Raw genomic sequence first — 16,744 nt, forward strand, 5'->3', positions numbered from 1 at the left:
TGGGTCTATCGGGTGGTCGGGGTCAGGCGGCCTTCGAAGGTGATGGCGAAGGCGTTGAGGGCGGCTTTCCAGCGGGTGATCCAGCGTTTGCGGCCTTGCCGGTCGGATCGAGGCTCATGATCGCCATGTAGACGCACTTGAGCGCGGCCTGCTCGTTCGGGAAGTGGCCGCGGGCCTTGACCGCCCTTCTGATACGGGCATTGACCGATTCGATCGCGTTGGTCGAGCAGATGACACGGCGGATCTCGACATCGAAGTTGAGGAAGGGCACGAACTCCGCCCAGGCGTCCTCCCACAACTTCACGATCGCCGGATATTTGCCGCCCCAGACCTCGGCGAACTCATAGAAGCGCTCGAGCGCGGCGGCCTCGGTCGGGGCGGTGTAGACCGGCTTGAGCGCCTTGGCGATGGCGTCCCAGTGCTGGCGGGCGGCATACCGGAACGAGGCGCGCAGCAGGTGCACCACGCACGTCTGGACGACGGCTTGGGGCCAGACGGTCTCGATGGCCTGCGGCAGGCCCTTCAGCCCGTCGCAGACCACCATCAGCGCATCACCGACGCCGCGGTTCTTGATCTCGGTCAGCACATGCAGCCAGAACTTGGCGCCCTCGCCGCCGTCGCCAGCCCACAATCCGAGGATGTCCCGCTCGCCGTCGACGGTGACCGCCATCACCACGTAGATGGGCCGGTTGGCGACCTGGCCGTCGCGCAGCTTGACGTGGATGGCATCGATGAACAGCACCGGGTAGACGGGATCCAGCGGCCGGTTCTGCCACTCGGCCATGCCGTCCAGCACCTTGTCGGTGATGGTCGAGATGGTCTGCTTGGAGACCCCGGCCCCGTACACCTCGGCCAGGTGCGCGGAGATCTCGCCGGTGGTCAGCCCCTTGGCGGCCAGCGAAATGACCATCTCATCCACACCGGACAGCCGCCGTTGCCTCTTACGCACGATCTTCGGCTCGAAGCTGCCGTCCCGATCCCGCGGCACAGTGATCTCCACCGGCCCGACGTCGGTGATGACCGTCTTGGACCGGCTGCCGTTGCGCGTGTTGCCCGTCTCGCTGCCGGAGCGTTCGTGCTTGTCGTAGCCGAGATGGTCGGTGATCTCACCTTCCAGGGCGGACTCCAGCACCAGCTTGGTCAGCCGGCCCAGCAGCCCGTTCTCCCCGACCAGTTCCACGCCCTCGGCACGGGCCTGATCGACCAGCCAGGCCACCAGCTCCCGATCCGTCGAGTTCTCCGGCTTCTTACGCGCCACCGCGGCGTCCTCCAGGTCGATCTCCGTCGATGCCTGGATCACAGTACTCATCAGGTGCGTTCTCCTTGATCAGGAGTTACACCGAAGACCGTACAGTCCCACCCTCGCAGCCACGTCGCTGTGGCCGAATGCGCGCCCGCCATAGGTCTTCACGGACAGGACGCCGTCCACATGTTGCGCCCTGTCCTATGTGGCGAGCCGAACGTCGGAAGGCATGGAAAGGAACGGCCGGGAGGGGATCGTGCCGGGCTGGTTGCGGGAGATCGCTCGGCTGCTGTTGCCGCCGACGCGGGTTAGCCCGCAGGACTGCGGAACGCAGAACACGCCAGATGAAGCGGTGTACGCGGCCATCGTCCACGTCCTGGTGAGCGGGTGCGTGCCGCGGGACGCGTAAAACCGTTGATCATTACGAGGCAGACAGGTAGCGTCTACTCTCAGTGTCGATCATATGTTCGAATTTTCGCGAGTAGGTCTGGAGATGGAGAGATGAAGCGAACGTTAGGTGTATTAGCCGTCGGCCTGCTGGCCTCCGGTCTCGTGGCCGCGCCGACCGAGGCCTCCAGCGTGTCGACCGACCCTCTAGCCTCTACTCAAGCGGACGCTGTTGAGGTCGCGACGTTCTGGCTTGGCGATGGCGGCGCCAACTTGAAGAACGCCAGTCCGTACAACGTCCAGACCGCCGTCGACAAGGTCACCACCAGGGGCGGCATCACCCCCGATACCAAGCCCGGCTCTGTCCCGCCGGTCCCCCCGGCTACCTCCGGCGAAGCGAACACCAAGACGCCCACCACTTCGGGCAAGGTGTTCTTCATCGGCGCCGACGGCCAGCCACACTGGTGCACGGCCACCGCCGTGCAGTCGCAATACCGCAACCTCGTCGCCACGGCCGCTCACTGCGTGTACGACACCCAGGGCTCTGGCGCCACCCTCGACAAGTGGGTCTTCGTTCCCGGCTACGCCGACGAAACGACCCCATGGGGTCTCTACGTCGGGAAGCAGGCCTTCGCCCACTACGACTTCACCGTCTACAACGACTACGACCGCGACTACGCCTTCGTCACCGTCTACAGCGGCGTCGTCTCCTCTGCCTCAGGTGAATTGACCAACTTCGGAAGGCTGGTCGACAATGTCGGCGGACAGGGCCTGGCCTGGAACCAGCCGCTGGACTCCTCGGTCGACGTCTTCGGCTTCCCGGCCGGCCCTCACCCCGACGGCAGGCGGCCTTACACGGGTGAGACCCTCGAATCGTCCAGCGGCCGCACAACCGCCGCCATGGTCCCCAGCTTGAAGGCCGAGGAATTCACCGCGGTCGATTCCCCGTTCACCGGTGAGGGCTCCCTCGGCTCCTCCTGGTTGTTCCGCTATCACAAGAGCAGCGGCATGGGCTACCTCAACGGAATCACCGTCAGCGTCGGCGACACCGATGGCAACCTGCGTTACGACACGAGCTTGTCTCCGTATTTCGACGGCGAACTATCGGTGATCTATCACGCCGCCGACGCCTCGTGGAGCGGTTCGATCCTGCCCGCGTAACGGGTCTGGCATCCGCCCCTCAGGAGGGACGCCACAGCTCCCGTGAACCGATAGAACCGCCACCAGACCCCGCATTACCAACCGGGGCCTGGTGGTGGCCGAACTCGGGATCTCGTGGGCATCATGACGCGATGAGCGTGCCGACGCGACCGCAGAGCGGCGACGCCGACCTGGCCGCGATGAACCGCGTCATCCTGGAAGTCGCGGTCGACCGCGTCTATGCCGCCAGCTATCTCAGTCATGTCGTCCGGGCTGGGGGACGCCGTGACGGCATGAAATGATCAGCGGCGAGGTCGGCCGCGAGCCCGATGTTTCTTGGCGCCCTGAGCACGTAGCCTCGAAGAACTATGGCCGAGGGCGGCGTCAGCTACGGATTTGGGCTACGCGGATGCGGTGTATGGGGTTGTGGATGCCGGTGAGCCATGTGCGTCCAGTGGCGCTCAGTTCTCGGACTCGAACCCCCTGCCGGTAACAAAACCAGAGTCTTCCAGCGCGCGCATGCCGGAGATCTCAAACCTTCCTACGCAACACCAGGCTGGAGTTAACCAGCTTCTCTCGCGAACGTACCTGCCGCCCCATCGGCCTTCACCAAACGTACCCGGCGAAGGCTCCGATGGAAGCGCTCACAGGTGGCGAGGGTTCCGCGCTCCAGCATCCTGGCGACCAGACTTGTGGCCGCCAGGATGGTCTCGGCATCGGTGCGCGGGACGTGGCGGCGCGGCAACTCGTGCAGCGCCCACCCGGTGGTGAACGCCATCGCCACTGTCTCGTCCAGGTCGGTGTCGCCGAAGGCGGCCGTACGGAACTCCAGGGAGCGCGTTCCGGGGATGGTGCCCGCGGTGAAGCCGGCGAACGGGTAGAACGCTTCCGAGATGGTGGGGGCGGCAGAGGGCGGCAGGCGCCAGGACACCGGCAGCCGGTGCTCGGAAATGCCCTGGTTGTGGGCCAGCATCACCGAGACACCGTTGAGTGTCGGGTCGTGCGGCAGTCCGATCCACCGCTCGGTGCCAACCATGGTGAACGGGTCCAGCTGGCCGGGGTCACCGACGAACACATGCCGGTGACGCCCCTTTCGAGACCTGCAACATGCCGGACTTCCCGAGCAAGGCCCGCACGCCGCGCGACCTGTACGGAGGATCGTACGACGCCTTCCTCGCCGACTTCCGCAGCCGGATCCCCCTGACCAGGCCCGACGAGCTCCTCATCGAGATCTACGGCTACGCCGCAGCGTACTCGGCCGACGACGACGGCACGGTCCGTCTGCCCTTCGACACCAACGGCGCTCTCGTACCCGAGGTCTGGGAGCGCTGGCTGGCCTGGGACCCGGTCCGCATGGCCCGGCAGAACCGCTACGCCGACGCGCTCCAGTCCATGCGGGCCATCTGGATCGACGCCGGCAACCGGGACGAATTTCACCTCGACCTCGGCGCGACCGTGTTCCATCAGGCCGTTCTGGACGCCGGAGCGCCCCAGGAACGAGTCCACTTCGAGCTGTTCGACGCCGGGCACGGCCTGATCGAGTATCGATATCCGCTGGCGCTCGCCTGGCTGTGCCGGCAACTCGCCTCATGGCCGCGTTGCGCACCTGAGTTCACCCGTGGAGAGTGCCGATGCACGCGACATCGCTCGGCGATGACGGCGCCGATCGGCGGCCTTCGCCCCTGACCAGGGGCCCCTTGCTCCGTGCCGCTGTCCACAGCCGGAACCCGGCCCGGCGTGTGCCGTGGTTCAGATCCCGGTTGCTCGCGCCTTCTCGTACACCTCGGCGGCGACGTCCTTGAACTCCTGGGCGTCGCGCGGACCCACCTGGAGGTCGATGAGGATCTCCTCGAAGCCGATCTCGGCGTGCGCGGCCAGGTCTTCGACGATCTGCTCGGTGTTGCCCTGGAAGAGGGCGCGGTCGAGGCCCTCGTACGGCTTAGGGGTGTAGTCGGCGTTCGCCCGCAGCACCGTCTGGATCGGCCTGGTGCGTCCGCGCTCAGCCGCCAGTTCCCGCAGGTCGCGCCACTGGGCGGCGGTCTGCTCGGCGCCCATGGCCAGGGGGAGCCAGCCGTCGGCGTGGTCGACGAGGCGGCGCTGGGCCTGCTTGTTGCCGCCGGCCAGCAGGATCGGGATCGGCCGGGCGGGCTTGGGACCGACCACGGCGGACGCGATCCGGGTGGTCTCGCCGTCGTACGTCACCGGGTCGGGGCCCCACACCGCCCGGCAGACGTTGATCACCTCGTCCAACGCCTTGCCGCGCTCTTCGTAGGGCCAAACGCCCGCGGCTGCGTACTCGTCGAGCGACCAGCCCGAGCCGAAGCCCGCGACCACGCGGCCGCCGCTCGCCGCGTCCAGCGTGGCGAGGGACTTGGCGAGATGGAACGGCGGGTGCAGCGGCGCCACCAGCACGGACGTGCCCAGCCGTACCCGTTCGGTGACCGCGGCCGCCAGGGACAGCGTGATCAGGGGTTCGGCCACGGAGCGGTAGTAGTCGGGCCAGGCCAGGCCGGGAATGCCGAACAGGCCCTGCGTGGCGGGTTCGGGGAAGAGGGTGCGTTCGTAGGCCCACAGGCTCTGGTATCCGATCTGCTCGGCGGTGCGAGCCACCTCGGGAACGTCCTTGCCGGCGTACTGGCGGTTCTGGGGCAGGCCAAGTCCGAGTGCGATTGCCATGATTTGTCAGTTCCTCACGTGGTTCTGTGCGCTATCGCTGAGTGGTCGGGCGGATGACGATCTCGTTGACGTCGACATCGGACGGCTGCCCGATGGCGTAGGCGATGGCGGCCGCGATCGCGTCGGCGGAGATGGGTGATTCCCGGAAAGCGCGAATGATCTCCTTGGTCTCCGGCTCGGTGATCGAGTCGGCGATTTCGGACTCGACGATTCCGGGGGAGATCGTGGTGACGCGGATGCTCGGGTCGACTTCCAGGCGCAGGCCCTCGGTGATGGCCCAGGCGGCGTACTTGGTGGCGCAGTAGACGGCGCCCGTGGGCATCACCTCGTGGGCTCCCACGGAAGCGATGGTGATGAAGTGGCCGGCGCCGAGGCGCTGAAAATGGGGCAGGGCGGCGGCGATGCCGTTCAGCAGGCCGCGGACATTGACGTCGATCATCTGGTTCCACTCGTCGGTGAGTAACGAGTCCAGCCGGGACAGGGGGCCGATCCCGGCGTTGTTGATGATCACGTCGATCCGGCCGTGACGGTCCACGGCGGTGTCGACAAAGGCGGTGACGTTCTTCGCGTCGGTGACATCGAGGCGGTGCGTGTCGGCACTGCCACCCGCGTCCCGGATCGTCCCGGCCAGGGCGGCGAGGCGATCCGTACGGCGGGCGCCGAGGACGACGTGGTGCCCCTGGCGGGCGAGCCGCAGCGCGGTGGCGTGCCCGATGCCGCTGCTCGCCCCGGTGATGAGTGCCACTTTCGAGTCTGTCATCGGATTAACCCTTTCGACATGGTGTCTTGTTGTCAGGACATAGTGCAATGGCCGCCGAATTTATCCCGGAAAGGTCCGCGTGTTCGGCCACGTCGTTGCCGAACAACGGGAACAACTTGGTGAAGGAACCTCGACCGGCGATGATTGCTGCCCGGCCGCCGGAGAGCAGATCCAGGGTGGCGAAGTCCTGGAAGACCCGGACTGCGTCTTCCGAGCCCAGCACGGTTACACCGCCGGTCAGCCGGATGCGTTTCATCTTGGCGGCCACGTCCTCGAATGAAACGTGGACCATGAGGGATGCGGCCTCGCCGAGGGGCATGATTTCGCCTCGACTTGTCAGGCCGGCTGAATGGCGGCGAGCTCGAACTCCAGCGTGATCTTGTCGCTGACCAGGGCGCCACCGGTCTCCAGGGCCGCGTTGAACGTGATGTCGAAGTCCCTGCGGTTGATGACCGCGGAGCCCTCGAAGCCGATGCGGCGGTTGCCGAAGGGGTCGAGGACTCCGCCCTGGTACTCGAACGGCACGGTGATGGAGTTGGTGACCCCCTTGATGGTCAGGTCGCCGGTCAACTCCACCGTCTGCTCACCTGTGAGGCGGACTCCGGTGGAGAGAAAGGTGATCTCCGGGAACCGGTCCATCGCCAGGAAGTCACTGCTGCGCAGGTGGTCGTCACGCTGCTTGTTGCGTGTGTCGATACTCGCGACCTGGATGGTGACGTCCGCGGTGGACTGGCCGGGCTCGGCCGCGTTGATGTTCACGCTGCCCTCGAACTCGTTGAACTGGCCGCGCACCTTGGTCACCAGCGCGTGCCGGGCCACGAACCCGATCCGCGTGTGGTCGAGGTCGAGGACGTAGACGCCGGAGAGGTCGGTCAGGGCGGTCGTCGTCGGGGTGCTACTCACGTCGGTACTCCTCAAATCACACCACGCCACGATGTACGTGACGCGTCTCCTATATGACATGGACCATACATGATGTGTCACCTTCTCTGCTACGCTGTCCCCGTGGCTGTGACGAACGACATTCCGTGGCTGAACGACGACGAGCAGCACATGTGGCGCGAATGGATGCACCTCAACGCCGAACTGCTGGCGACGCTCAACCGCGACATGCAGGCCGACTCCAGGTTGTCCAACCCCGACTACCAGGTGCTCGTCGTGCTGACCGACTCCGCTGACGGACGCAGCCGGATATCCGACCTGGCCACGGAATTGCAGTGGGAACGCAGCCGGGTCTCCCACCATGTCGCCCGGATGGAGAAGCGGGACCTGGTGTCCCGGCAGGGCTGTCCCGAGGACGGCCGCGGTGCCTTCGTCCGCATCACCGAGACAGGGCGGGCGACCATTGAGCGCGCCGCCCCCGCGCACGTACGCGCCGTACGGCACCTGGTTTTCGACGCGCTCACCGCCGACGAGGTGACCCAGCTCGGCGAGATCTTCCACCGGCTGCGATCACGCGTCGCCCGGTCGGCCGGATGAACGAATCCACAACTTCTCCGAGATTCCGCGCGTCTGAGCGGTCATGGGCTCAACCACTGAGCACACGAGCCCGCCGGAGATCCCGCCGATCCGGAGCTCGCCCACGCCCTGTTATCCGGCCCCGAGGCCGTCTACCAAGATCTCGGAGCCGACTACTACGAGACCCGCCTGCACCACCGCAAGCAAACCGCCGGCCATGTCCGCGCCCTACAGCACCTCGGCTACCGCGTCACTTCGATCGGTGTAGCCGGAGCCGGCCTTGTCAACCAACGCGGTACTTCGGTTTACGCGTACTCCGGCTACTGCGAGACGCGTCAGTGGAGGTACTGGCTGTCACTCCACGGTGCCCACCGGGATCGTTCAGGACGACGCCGGGGCGGAAGGTCACGTGATCAGCTGTACGCGAACAGGTCCTGCCTGAAGCCCCTCGCCTTGAACAGATGGTCACGCGAAGCTTCGAGCTCCCGCCGCAGCCGGCCGAGATCCACGTCGAGCAGGCGCCCCCGCCACTTGCGGACCTTGCCGGCAAGAAGATCGTCGGCCGCAAACGGGGAATCCTGACCGACACCCTCGGTCTGCTCCTGGCCATCACCGTCCGCACCCTGGGCTGGCTCATGCTCCACCGCCGGCCGGCCCGCGACTACAAGACGCGGCCGGACCGCGCCGCGGCCATGATTCGCCTGGCGTCCATCGACAACCTCGCCCGACGCATAACGGGCGAATCCACCCCACCCTGGCGATACACGTAACCGGCGATCAATCACAAACTTCGCACTTCAGACGCCCTCTCAGGAGGAACCTCAACTGATTTGCAGGTCGTGAGCCAGCTGGACGGTCCTGCCGGCCTTGAGCAGATCTGGTCAACGGGCTCGGCTCGCTCCAGACGCCGGGGTCGATGACCAGGACACGCCCATCGTGCTCCAGCCGTACGCACGCATGGGTGCATTCCGTGACCTTCATGAGCGGCCCCCTCTGGCAAGAGCACGGGCTAGCTTGCCGGCGTTGCGCAGATGGATGGCGAGCAGGGCCAACCATGCCCAGCCGACGGCGATGGTCAGTCGCTGAAGCAGCCCCCCAATTCCGGCGAGGCCTTCAGCCTGGGCAAGGGCCTGACCGGACAGCAAGAAGCCGATCGCAGCCAGGGCGCCCGTGGCCGCCGAGTAGAGCGCCCACCCGCGTTCGCCCCAACCGGCGAAGCGTCGGGCGAAGACGAAGCATGCGCCTGCCAGCGCGGCGAAGACCAGCAGCGAGAAGGGGAAGTAGTGCAGCATGCCATGCCACGTGTGCACGCCTTGGGCGGGCGTGCCATGAGGGTAGCCGCCGACCGGATCGGTCACGAAGACTCCGGCGCCGACAAGTGCTATGGCGTACATCCCCACCAGCAGTGGCCCCCAGGTCGAGCGTCGCCCCACGGCTTGAAGACCACGGCGCAGGCCGATGGCGAACAGGAACATCAGCAGACCGGTGATAACGAAGTTGGCGATCTGCATCCACCCGTAGGGCCCCAGCGCCAGAGAACTGACGGGATGCCGGAGCGGATCGTAGTCGGCGCGGGTGGCGCCTTCGAGGAGGAAGGCGATGACGAACAGGGGGCCACCAATCGCGCCACACAACAGGTAGAAGGAAGTGGTGCTCGGGATCTTCAGAGCTCTCATCGATTCTTCTCGGTCGGGGCTTCTCGAGCGGACAGGATCTCCTTGGTTGATCAATGGCCGCGACAAGCATCATCGGCATCGGCGCAATCTGCCTGCTGTACGACCGGATCCGGAGGCAGATCAAGACGGCGCCAGCAGGAGCATCATCGTGGTTGTCCCGGTGATCATGGCCAGGAGCACGGGAACCACAGCGTGTGAGCGGTGGCGCCGGTGGGCGAAGTCGCGGGCGCGCGCGTGATAACCGATCGCGCCGATCAGCAGCAGTGTCAGACCGGCCGCCGCTGCGACGGCGAGCGGTCTCCACCAGAGGCCGGCCACGAGCCCGAGGGCGCCGGCGATCTCCAGAGCGCCGATGGACCGGGTCGTCGCTGAGCCGACGCCGAGTCGGAGCAGGTTGGCGGCCACCTGGGGTCGAAGCAGTAGCTTCTGGGCGCCGGCGAGCAGGAAGACCAGAGCGACCAGAGCGATCAGCGTGGTGGCGGTTAATGACATGGCAGGGCCCTCTCCAGAAAAGAGAACGAACATTCCTTCACTATCGCTGAGAAGGCGACATTGTCAAGGACGAATGTTCGTTCTATGTTGGGGTCCTATGGCACGCATGCCCAAAGAGCACCTCGAGGCCCGCCGCCGCCAGATCCTGGATGCCGCCCGCCGCTGCTTCCTTCGCAACGGCTTCCATGCCACGTCCATGCAGGACGTCCTGGCCGAGGCAGACCTGTCGGCCGGGGCCGTCTATCGCTACTTCAAGAGCAAGGACGACATCATCGCGGCGACCGCCTCCGAAGCCCTGGCCGAGGTCGCCTCGGCGTTCGAGGCGGACGAGGCGACGCCGCCGCCGGATCTGGGCGACATCGTCGACCTCGTGCTGGGCGTCGGGCACCCACCCCTGTCCGCATCGCGGGAGTCCGCCCAGCTGCTGGTACAGGTGTGGTCGGAGGCGCTGCGTTCGCCGTCGTTGTGCGCGAAGTTGAAGGAGGTCATGCAGGAGGCTCGCGGGGTGGTGGGCGGCCTGGTGGCGCGGCATCAGCAGCGCGGGTTGCTGCCCGCGGACGTCCCGGCTGAGCACGTGACCGATGTTCTGATGGCGCTCGTGGACGGGTTCCTGGTGTTCCGTGCGGTGTATGACCACGCGGATCCGACGGCCTTCAGGAGCGGACTCAGGGCCCTGATGTCGGCGCCTACGCAAGTCGCTCAATAGAGAACGAACATTCGCTCTTGACGATAGAGGAAGGTCGTGCTCTTCTAAAAAGAACGATCATTCGTTCTGAAGGAGTGGATCTGTGACTGCGAACGCTGACATCCTCATCGCCGGCGCGGGGCCGACCGGCCTGGTGCTGGCCATAGAGCTGGCGCGCAGAGGCGTGATCCCGCGCGTCGTCAACGCCGAAAGCGCCGACCACCGGGAGAGCCGGGCGGTGTCCATCGTGGCCAGATCGCTGGAGATGCTGGACGATCTCGGGCTGGCCCAGGCCGCCATCGAACGCGGCGTCCCGCTGCACACGCTGAACTTCTACCAGGGCACGACGACCCTGGCCGAGATGGACGTGACGGCCGTGGACTCCCCGTTCCCCCTCGACCTGTGTATCCCGCAGTGGCAGACCATCGCGCTGCTGCGCGAGCACGCCGAGCAACTCGGGGTCACCGTCGAATGGGGCACCCGCCTGCTCGGTCAGGAAACGAACAAACACGGAGTCAGCGTGGAACTCGAGCACGCCGACGGCCGCCGCGAGCGGTACCGGACGGGCTGGCTGATCGGCGCCGACGGCGCCCACAGCACCGTCCGCGAGACGGCGGGAATCACCCGGGAAAGAGCCGACCTGAAGCGGGGCTTCATACTGGGCGACGTCGCCGTGGACTGGCCGCTCACGCGGGACCGCTTCCACGTCTACTTCGACCGGTCCGGCCTGGTGGCCGTCTTCCCCATGCCGGGGGGCTACTGGCGCATCCTGGCCAGCACGCCGGACGACCGGCCGCCACAGACTCCAGGGCTGGACGACTTCGCCGCCTACGTCGCCGACCGCACGCCCCTGGACCCAGGCGTCACGGACCTGCAGTGGAGTTCGTCGTTCGTGGCCCGAGAGAGTCTGGCCGACCGGCTGCGTGACGGCCGGGTCCTGCTGGCCGGCGACGCCGCGCACAGCCACAGCCCGGTGGGCGGCCAGGGCATGAACACGGGCATGCAGGACGCCTACAACCTGGGCTGGAAACTCGCGCTCGTCGTCACCGGACGCGCCGACGAATCCCTCCTCGACAGCTACGAAGCCGAACGATGGCCGGTGGTCAAGGCCGTGGTCGACGCCACCTCGACCACCACACAGGTCGCCACCGGCAGCACACTGGTCGCCCGCCGGGCCAGACGGCACGCACTGCGCCTGTTCGGCCGGCTCAACTCCGTGCAACAGCGGCTGTCGAACGCCTTCGGCGAACATCTCGTCCACTACCGCGACAGCGACCTCGTCTTCGAACGCTGGCACGAGTCGCCAGCCAAGGCCTGGAGCGACCTCGCACGTACCGGACCCGAAGCCGGCGAGCTGATGCGGGACGCCTACCTCGAGAACCACGAGGGCCCGGTGGCGCTTCGGCACATCCTCCGCACGCCGGGCCACCACCTCCTGCTGTTCGCCGCGGACACCACAGACTCCGCCACCCTGGCCACCTGGCAGGCCACGGCGCGCAAGGCGATGGCCGGGCACGGCGAGGTCCACGTCATCACCCGAGGCCACCTGCCGCACGGCCCCATCGACGGAGTCTTCGCCGACCTGCGCAGCGAGGCACACAACCGCTACGGCGTGCGCCGCCCCAGCCTGTACATGATCCGCCCAGACAAATACGTCGGCTACCGCGGCGACAGCCTCGACTTCGCACCCGTTGGCGACTACTTCCGCGCCCTGGCCACCCGCCCGTGAAACCCCTGCCGAGAAGGAGCCGGACAACACCGTGACACAAGAGCCGACCTTCCCCGAAAACCTGACCGGAATCGGCGCGACCGCCCTGGGAGTCGCGCTCCTGCGCGCCCAGGAGAGCGACCGGCCGGACCGGCTGTTCGACGACCCCTACGCGCGGCACTTCCTCCAGGCCGTCGACCGGGCATCCTCCCCGTGGACCGCCGACCCCTCGCCCGCAACGGCGCGTTTCCTGCAGGCGATGGCCGAGCAGGTCGCCGTGCGCACCCGCTTCTTCGACCACGCCCTGCTGAACGCGGCCGCGCAGGGGTGCGACCAGGTGGTCCTCGTAGCGTGCGGCATGGACGCCCGCGCGTTCAGACTCCCCTGGCCGCCCGGCACCACGGTCTTCGAGCTGGACTTCGCCGACGTGCTCGCGTTCAAGGACGCCGTACTGGCCCGTCATGACGCCACCCCCGCGTGCCACCGCGTCGAGGTCGCCACCGACCTGCGCCAGGACTGGCCGCGCGCGCTGGCAGCGTCCGGCTTCGACCCCGTGCGGCCGGCCGCCTGGCTGGCCGAGGGCATCCTGTACGCGCTGCCGCCCGACGCCGCCGACCTGCTCCTCAACCGGATCACCGCCGCCTCCGCCCCCGGAAGCGCTCTCGTCCTCGACCACGGAGAGGACTCCGGCCTGCTGCGCGCCGCCCGCGCGGACATCTCCGCCGAACTCGTCGGCCTGTGGCGGGGTGGCCCCACCGAGAACCTGGACACCTGGCTCGCCCGGCACGGCTGGCAGCCGACCGTCACGGACATCGCCGAGGCCGCGGCCGCCTGCGGACGCCCGGCACCGCCCGCGTTCGACCCCGCCCGCGCCGATGCCGGGCGCGGCTGGCTGGCGATGGCCCACCTCAGGGCACCTCGCTGACACGGACCCGCGGCCGCGGTGAAGGAAGGCCGCGGCCTGGAACCGGCACCCGTCCGCGCTGACCTCCTTCACCGCCCGGGCGCAACGCCACGAACTCCTGATCGCGCTCATCGCCTTGCCGGGCCTCGTGGCGGCGTCCCACAACACGCAACAGCTCGGCATTCGAGGGTGGCGACCTCTGGCGCCACCTGCGGTAACGAACGTATCTACACCGTCACGGTGTAGATAACTACACCCTAGATCTGAGCCCGGCGGCATCGTGCTCAGAGCCGCGGTTGCGGCCCACTCGTGGAGGTCAGCAGCGAGCAGGTACGCATGGTCAAGCCCGAAATAGCGCTCGGCGGCCTGCGCTTAATGACGAAGAGCATCGCCCCCATGCGCATATGGCGAGCCCCTGGCCGCAGGCCGTCATAGCCGAAGAATGGGAGGTTCGAAGAGATCACGGTTGTGCGCTGCATAACTGGCAGTGAACAGCGGAGCCCCGCCAGGCTTAGAGGCTCTGGCAGGGCTCGTTGGGTGGGTTACGCGGCGTGAGTGTCGGTGCCGCGCAGGAAGTACAGGTCGTCGCCGAAGACGGCGGAGATCTGGAGGTGGCCGCCGAGGGCCTGCACGTAGCGAGCGATGGCCTCGACGGTGGATACCTCTCCGCGTTCGATCTGGGAGACGCGGCTCTTGGTGACGCCCATCCGCTCGGCCACCTCAACCTGGGTCAGGTCCAGGGCGGTACGGCGTTCGGCGAGGCGGTGGCCGTCGATGTAGGCCTGGTTGCGCTTGCGGGCCTCGGCGATCACCTGCTCGCCCCCGACGTCGGCAACGATGCCGGGGCGTACGTCACTCCACTTGGGGAAGTTCGTCATCGCTGCCCCTCCTCCTCTTCCCGTTCCTTAACATACTGCGCGTACAGCTCCTCGGCTTGCGAGATGGCCCGCCGGTACCAGCAGGACCAGTCCCCCGACTTGTCCCCGCCGACCAGCGGGATCGCCGCCCGCCACGGATCGAACACGAAGATGATCCGGATCTCCGAGCGTCCCGCCGACCCCGGCCGCAACTCTTTGAGGTTGTGGACCTGTGAGCCCTCCAGTCGGTCGACCAGTGGCCTCCCCAGCCCGGGACCTCCCTCGGCCAGCCGGTCGATGGCGTCGACCACTTGAGCCTTGGACCTCTCGTCCAGGGCGTTGACCCAGGCCAGGAATTCGTTGGTGACGCGGATCTCCCACTCCTCCACGCCGCGGCGACGCGGCGGCGGTTCCAGCCCGGCTCTCGCGGCGCCTGCGAGAACCCGAAGCCGGGCACCGAGGGGATGACGAGGTGGAAGGCGTCACTCAGCCGCTCGACCAGCGGCAGGTACTCCACGACTGACATCGGCCAGCCGCCGTCGCGCCAGTACCGCGCCAGCTCCCGCACCCGGTCGGCGGGCACGCCGAGCCCGGCGCCGGGCAGCTCGCGGGTGAAGCGAGTACGGGACAGACGTTCGGCCAGATCGTCCAAGCTCTCCTGCGACATCTCCACGCGGTAGGGCCGCATCATGACCGGGCCGCCCGCTCCAGCACCGAGGGGATCCGTCCGGCGATCGCGGCCGGGGCTCCGCCGCAGGGGTACGCCACGAGCCACTCACCCAGGAACGAACCGGACACCAGCCGACTCCTTTCGTCGTTGTCTTCGCGGCCGCCAGATTAGGGGGATTGTGGACGTTTTCCGCCCTCATTACGATCACCATCGTGTCCCGTCCGGCCATCCGTGTCCTGGCGCTGCTGGAGATCCTCCAGGACCGCGGCCTGGTGCCCGCCGACGAAATCGCCCGGCGCCTGGACGTGGACGCCCGCGCCGTACGCCGCTACGTCACCGCCCTGCGCGACATGGACATTCCCGTCGAGTCTGTGCGGGGACGTTACGGCGGCTACCGGCTCGCACGAGGCGTACGACTGCCGCCCCTGATGTTCGCCGACGACGAAGCGGTCGCCGTCGCGGTCGCCCTGGCCACCGGCAAGCAGGAGCGGGCGGCGGAACCAGGCCCGGCCGACCGGGCGTTGGTCAAGCTCAACCGCGTCCTGCCCGCACCGCTGCGCCACCGCGTCACCGCACTGATCGCCGCCACCTCGGCCACGGCTGGCCCGCTGACCCCCGAACCGCACCTGGTACTGACGCTGGCCACCGCGGTCCACGCGCGGCACACGGTACGGATCGAGCACACGAGCGGCGGACGCGAGGTGGGCCCCCTACGGGTTGGTCGTACACGCGCGACGCTGGCACCTGGTCGGCCACGACCATCTCCGCGGCGCCATCCGCATGTACCGCCTGGACGGGATCGGCGGCCCCGCCGAACTGCCCGGCCGATTCACCCCTCCTGACGGGTTCGACCCTATGGCCCACGTCCTGCGCACGTTGACGCTGGGCGGCTGGACCCACCGCGTCGAGGTGTGGCTCGACACCGACCTGGAGAGCCTGCCCTGGCCGTTCATGGTCACGAACCCGCCCGCCCTGGTCACGGCACTCGCCGAACACGTCGCCGCGCTCGGCCAAGCCGTCGCCCGCTCCCGTCCCGCACCGTAGCCACGCGCCGCCTGCTACCCGGCCCCGCACCCCAGCCCCGCACGCCGCCTGCCGCCGGGCCCGCGCCTCAGGGTTTCATCGGGCCGTCGCGGGGCCGAGGTGGCGGTCGAACCAGTCGACGATCTGGCCGGTCGCGGTGGCGATCGCGGTGGGGTCGTCGTAGAAGGCCAGGTGCGGGGTATCGGGACGCAGGTGTACCTTGTCGGCCGCCGGGACGGCCTCAAAGTGCCGGCGGGCCTGGTCGGGCAGGGCGCAGTTGTCGCCGTGGATGAGCAGGAACGGCTTGGTCAGGCGGGCGGCGGCGGTCAGGCTCTCGTAGGTGAGCAGGACGGCGTCGCTCTGGACGGCGTAGCGGTTCTCCCAGATGCCGAGATCGGCCTGCGGCTGGTACCACGACCACGGCAGCTCGCCTGGCATCCCCACCTCCGGGTCGGTCTTGTCCACGGCCGCGACGTACTCGACCTCACCGGTGGCCTCGTACCTGGCCAGCGCCCGCCGCCCGCGGGCGAGCCGCGCGGCGACGGCCTCGGGGCCGCCGAGCCACTGCGCGTCGGCCTCGGCGTTGCGCATGTGCGGGGTGATCGCGGCCACCGCGCGGATCCCGGGGTCGTCGGCGGCGGCGTGCACGGCGGTGTTGCCCCCCATGCAGATCCCGATCACAGCGAGCCGGTCGGCGTCCGCCTCGGGGCGTCCGGCCAGGAACTCGACCGCCGCGCGCAGGTCGGCGACCTTGGCGACCGGATCCTCCAGGTTACGGGGCTCGCCGCCGCTCTCACCCCGGTAGCGGGGGTCGAAAACCAGGGTGGTGAATCCGGACGCCGCCAGCCGCTCGGCGTACCGCATGGGGGCCTGCTCCTTCACGGAGGTCATCGGGCCGATGATCGCCACAGCGGGCGCAGGTCCGTCGGCGGACAGCGCCGGGTACAGCCGACCGGCCATCGGCTGACCGCCGCTCACTAAGGTCACACGCTGTGCATCCATGGTCATCTCAAGGGCCTTTCCAGCAGTCGATGGTCAGGAGTTCAGACTGCCGAGCACCTGTTG

The 16,744-nt window shown here is 67.9% G+C and carries 19 protein-coding genes and 4 pseudogenes; 11 read left to right on the forward strand and 12 right to left on the reverse strand.

What is annotated here, in order from left to right; genetic code table 11:
* Nucleotides 1–5: 5 nt before the first annotated feature.
* Nucleotides 6–1,309, reverse strand: a pseudogene (locus ACQPWU_RS57035) (IS256 family transposase).
* A gap of 163 nt (nt 1,310–1,472) precedes the next feature.
* Between ACQPWU_RS57035 and ACQPWU_RS57040 the strand changes: the two are divergent.
* The 3 genes from ACQPWU_RS57040 to ACQPWU_RS57050 all read left to right on the forward strand — a co-directional run bounded on the left by ACQPWU_RS57040 (nt 1,473) and on the right by ACQPWU_RS57050 (nt 3,072).
* Nucleotides 1,473–1,652 (forward strand): hypothetical protein, encoded by a 180-nt coding sequence (locus ACQPWU_RS57040; protein ID WP_433435438.1) that lies wholly within the window; start codon nt 1,473–1,475, stop codon nt 1,650–1,652.
* Between the two features lie 143 nt (nt 1,653–1,795).
* Entirely contained in the window at nt 1,796–2,791 is a 996-nt protein-coding gene (locus ACQPWU_RS57045) for a trypsin-like serine peptidase (RefSeq protein WP_433435439.1), read from the forward strand.
* Nucleotides 2,792–2,922: 131 nt separating this feature from the next.
* Nucleotides 2,923–3,072: a hypothetical protein gene (locus ACQPWU_RS57050; RefSeq protein ID WP_433435440.1), complete on the forward strand. Its 150-nt coding sequence runs from the start codon at nt 2,923–2,925 to the stop codon at nt 3,070–3,072.
* A 260-nt stretch (nt 3,073–3,332) separates the two neighbouring features.
* On the opposite strand, the gene ACQPWU_RS57055 is transcribed toward ACQPWU_RS57050, so the two are convergent.
* The gene (locus ACQPWU_RS57055) at nt 3,333–3,845 is read right to left on the reverse strand and encodes a hypothetical protein (protein ID WP_433435441.1); all 513 of its coding nucleotides are present in this window, start codon (nt 3,843–3,845) and stop codon (nt 3,333–3,335) included.
* 32 nt (nt 3,846–3,877) lie between these two features.
* On the opposite strand from ACQPWU_RS57055, the gene ACQPWU_RS57060 reads away from it, so the two are divergent.
* Nucleotides 3,878–4,456, forward strand: a complete 579-nt coding sequence (locus ACQPWU_RS57060) for a hypothetical protein (RefSeq protein ID WP_433435442.1) — start codon at nt 3,878–3,880, stop codon at nt 4,454–4,456.
* A 63-nt stretch (nt 4,457–4,519) separates the two neighbouring features.
* Here ACQPWU_RS57060 and ACQPWU_RS57065 read toward each other — a convergent pair whose 3' ends face one another.
* The 4 genes from ACQPWU_RS57065 to ACQPWU_RS57080 are packed head-to-tail and all read right to left on the reverse strand — an operon-like array spanning nt 4,520 to nt 7,109.
* The gene (locus ACQPWU_RS57065; RefSeq protein ID WP_433435443.1) at nt 4,520–5,446 is read right to left on the reverse strand and encodes an LLM class F420-dependent oxidoreductase; all 927 of its coding nucleotides are present in this window, start codon (nt 5,444–5,446) and stop codon (nt 4,520–4,522) included.
* Between the two features lie 31 nt (nt 5,447–5,477).
* On the reverse strand, nt 5,478–6,206 hold the full coding sequence (locus tag ACQPWU_RS57070; RefSeq protein WP_433435444.1) for an SDR family oxidoreductase: 729 nt from the start codon (nt 6,204–6,206) through the stop codon (nt 5,478–5,480).
* Nucleotides 6,207–6,210: 4 nt separating this feature from the next.
* Nucleotides 6,211–6,525: an LLM class flavin-dependent oxidoreductase gene (locus ACQPWU_RS57075; RefSeq protein ID WP_433435445.1), complete on the reverse strand. Its 315-nt coding sequence runs from the start codon at nt 6,523–6,525 to the stop codon at nt 6,211–6,213.
* A gap of 17 nt (nt 6,526–6,542) precedes the next feature.
* Nucleotides 6,543–7,109: a YceI family protein gene (locus tag ACQPWU_RS57080; protein ID WP_433435446.1), complete on the reverse strand. Its 567-nt coding sequence runs from the start codon at nt 7,107–7,109 to the stop codon at nt 6,543–6,545.
* Nucleotides 7,110–7,211: 102 nt separating this feature from the next.
* Between ACQPWU_RS57080 and ACQPWU_RS57085 the strand changes: the two genes are divergently transcribed.
* The gene (locus tag ACQPWU_RS57085) at nt 7,212–7,685 is read left to right on the forward strand and encodes a MarR family winged helix-turn-helix transcriptional regulator (RefSeq protein ID WP_433435447.1); all 474 of its coding nucleotides are present in this window, start codon (nt 7,212–7,214) and stop codon (nt 7,683–7,685) included.
* Nucleotides 7,686–8,206: 521 nt separating this feature from the next.
* Nucleotides 8,207–8,434: pseudogene (locus tag ACQPWU_RS57090) on the forward strand (hypothetical protein); the annotation flags it as partial.
* A gap of 207 nt (nt 8,435–8,641) precedes the next feature.
* Here ACQPWU_RS57090 and ACQPWU_RS57095 read toward each other — a convergent pair.
* Nucleotides 8,642–9,340: a DUF998 domain-containing protein gene (locus ACQPWU_RS57095; RefSeq protein ID WP_433435448.1), complete on the reverse strand. Its 699-nt coding sequence runs from the start codon at nt 9,338–9,340 to the stop codon at nt 8,642–8,644.
* 120 nt (nt 9,341–9,460) lie between these two features.
* A complete protein-coding gene (locus ACQPWU_RS57100) occupies nt 9,461–9,832 on the reverse strand; it encodes a DoxX family protein (RefSeq protein ID WP_433435449.1) in 372 nt (123 codons plus the stop codon).
* Nucleotides 9,833–9,938: 106 nt separating this feature from the next.
* Here ACQPWU_RS57100 and ACQPWU_RS57105 point away from each other — a divergent pair, with 106 nt between their 5' ends.
* From ACQPWU_RS57105 to ACQPWU_RS57115, 3 genes are all read left to right on the forward strand, one after another.
* Nucleotides 9,939–10,538, forward strand: coding sequence for a TetR/AcrR family transcriptional regulator (locus tag ACQPWU_RS57105; protein ID WP_433435450.1), 600 nt, complete (start codon nt 9,939–9,941; stop codon nt 10,536–10,538).
* Between the two features lie 82 nt (nt 10,539–10,620).
* Complete coding sequence (locus tag ACQPWU_RS57110) at nt 10,621–12,246, forward strand: FAD-dependent monooxygenase (protein WP_433435451.1); 1,626 nt, start codon at nt 10,621–10,623, stop codon at nt 12,244–12,246.
* Nucleotides 12,247–12,277: 31 nt separating this feature from the next.
* Complete coding sequence (locus tag ACQPWU_RS57115; RefSeq protein WP_433435452.1) at nt 12,278–13,150, forward strand: SAM-dependent methyltransferase; 873 nt, start codon at nt 12,278–12,280, stop codon at nt 13,148–13,150.
* Between the two features lie 521 nt (nt 13,151–13,671).
* Here ACQPWU_RS57115 and ACQPWU_RS57120 read toward each other — a convergent pair.
* The 3 genes and pseudogenes from ACQPWU_RS57120 to ACQPWU_RS57130 all read right to left on the reverse strand — a co-directional run.
* Entirely contained in the window at nt 13,672–14,007 is a 336-nt protein-coding gene (locus ACQPWU_RS57120) for a helix-turn-helix domain-containing protein (RefSeq protein ID WP_433435453.1), read from the reverse strand.
* Nucleotides 14,004–14,375, reverse strand: a complete 372-nt coding sequence (locus ACQPWU_RS57125; RefSeq protein ID WP_433435454.1) for a type II toxin-antitoxin system RelE/ParE family toxin — start codon at nt 14,373–14,375, stop codon at nt 14,004–14,006. Before ACQPWU_RS57125 ends, ACQPWU_RS57120 begins: the two co-directional genes overlap by 4 nt.
* A 161-nt stretch (nt 14,376–14,536) precedes the next feature.
* Nucleotides 14,537–14,677, reverse strand: a pseudogene (locus tag ACQPWU_RS57130) (epoxide hydrolase N-terminal domain-containing protein); the annotation flags it as partial.
* Between the two features lie 191 nt (nt 14,678–14,868).
* On the opposite strand from ACQPWU_RS57130, the pseudogene ACQPWU_RS57135 reads away from it, so the two are divergent.
* Nucleotides 14,869–15,051, forward strand: a pseudogene (locus tag ACQPWU_RS57135) (HTH domain-containing protein); the annotation flags it as partial.
* Nucleotides 15,052–15,373: 322 nt separating this feature from the next.
* Entirely contained in the window at nt 15,374–15,700 is a 327-nt protein-coding gene (locus ACQPWU_RS57140; protein ID WP_433435455.1) for a helix-turn-helix transcriptional regulator, read from the forward strand.
* 75 nt (nt 15,701–15,775) lie between these two features.
* Here the strand turns inward: ACQPWU_RS57140 and ACQPWU_RS57145 are convergent, their stop codons facing one another.
* Nucleotides 15,776–16,687 carry an alpha/beta hydrolase gene (locus ACQPWU_RS57145; protein WP_433435456.1) on the reverse strand — a complete coding sequence of 304 codons (912 nt, stop codon included), beginning with the start codon at nt 16,685–16,687 and terminating at the stop codon, nt 15,776–15,778.
* Nucleotides 16,688–16,744: the final 57 nt, after the last annotated feature.

Source organism: Nonomuraea sp. CA-141351 (assembly GCF_050944675.1).
Lineage (GTDB): Bacteria > Actinomycetota > Actinomycetes > Streptosporangiales > Streptosporangiaceae > Nonomuraea.

Bases quoted from the DNA above. Each gene is read 5' to 3' on its own strand.
- ACQPWU_RS57040 (WP_433435438.1), top strand. From the start codon at position 1,473: ATGGAAAGGAACGGCCGGGAGGGGATCGTGCCGGGCTGGTTGCGGGAG.
- ACQPWU_RS57050 (WP_433435440.1), top strand. From the start codon at position 2,923: ATGAGCGTGCCGACGCGACCGCAGAGCGGCGACGCCGACCTGGCCGCG.
- ACQPWU_RS57060 (WP_433435442.1), top strand. From the start codon at position 3,878: ATGCCGGACTTCCCGAGCAAGGCCCGCACGCCGCGCGACCTGTACGGA.
- ACQPWU_RS57065 (WP_433435443.1), bottom strand. From the start codon at position 5,446: ATGGCAATCGCACTCGGACTTGGCCTGCCCCAGAACCGCCAGTACGCC.
- ACQPWU_RS57070 (WP_433435444.1), bottom strand. From the start codon at position 6,206: ATGACAGACTCGAAAGTGGCACTCATCACCGGGGCGAGCAGCGGCATC.
- ACQPWU_RS57075 (WP_433435445.1), bottom strand. From the start codon at position 6,525: ATGCCCCTCGGCGAGGCCGCATCCCTCATGGTCCACGTTTCATTCGAG.
- ACQPWU_RS57095 (WP_433435448.1), bottom strand. From the start codon at position 9,340: ATGAGAGCTCTGAAGATCCCGAGCACCACTTCCTTCTACCTGTTGTGT.
- ACQPWU_RS57100 (WP_433435449.1), bottom strand. From the start codon at position 9,832: ATGTCATTAACCGCCACCACGCTGATCGCTCTGGTCGCTCTGGTCTTC.
- ACQPWU_RS57105 (WP_433435450.1), top strand. From the start codon at position 9,939: ATGCCCAAAGAGCACCTCGAGGCCCGCCGCCGCCAGATCCTGGATGCC.
- ACQPWU_RS57120 (WP_433435453.1), bottom strand. From the start codon at position 14,007: ATGACGAACTTCCCCAAGTGGAGTGACGTACGCCCCGGCATCGTTGCC.
- ACQPWU_RS57145 (WP_433435456.1), bottom strand. From the start codon at position 16,687: ATGACCATGGATGCACAGCGTGTGACCTTAGTGAGCGGCGGTCAGCCG.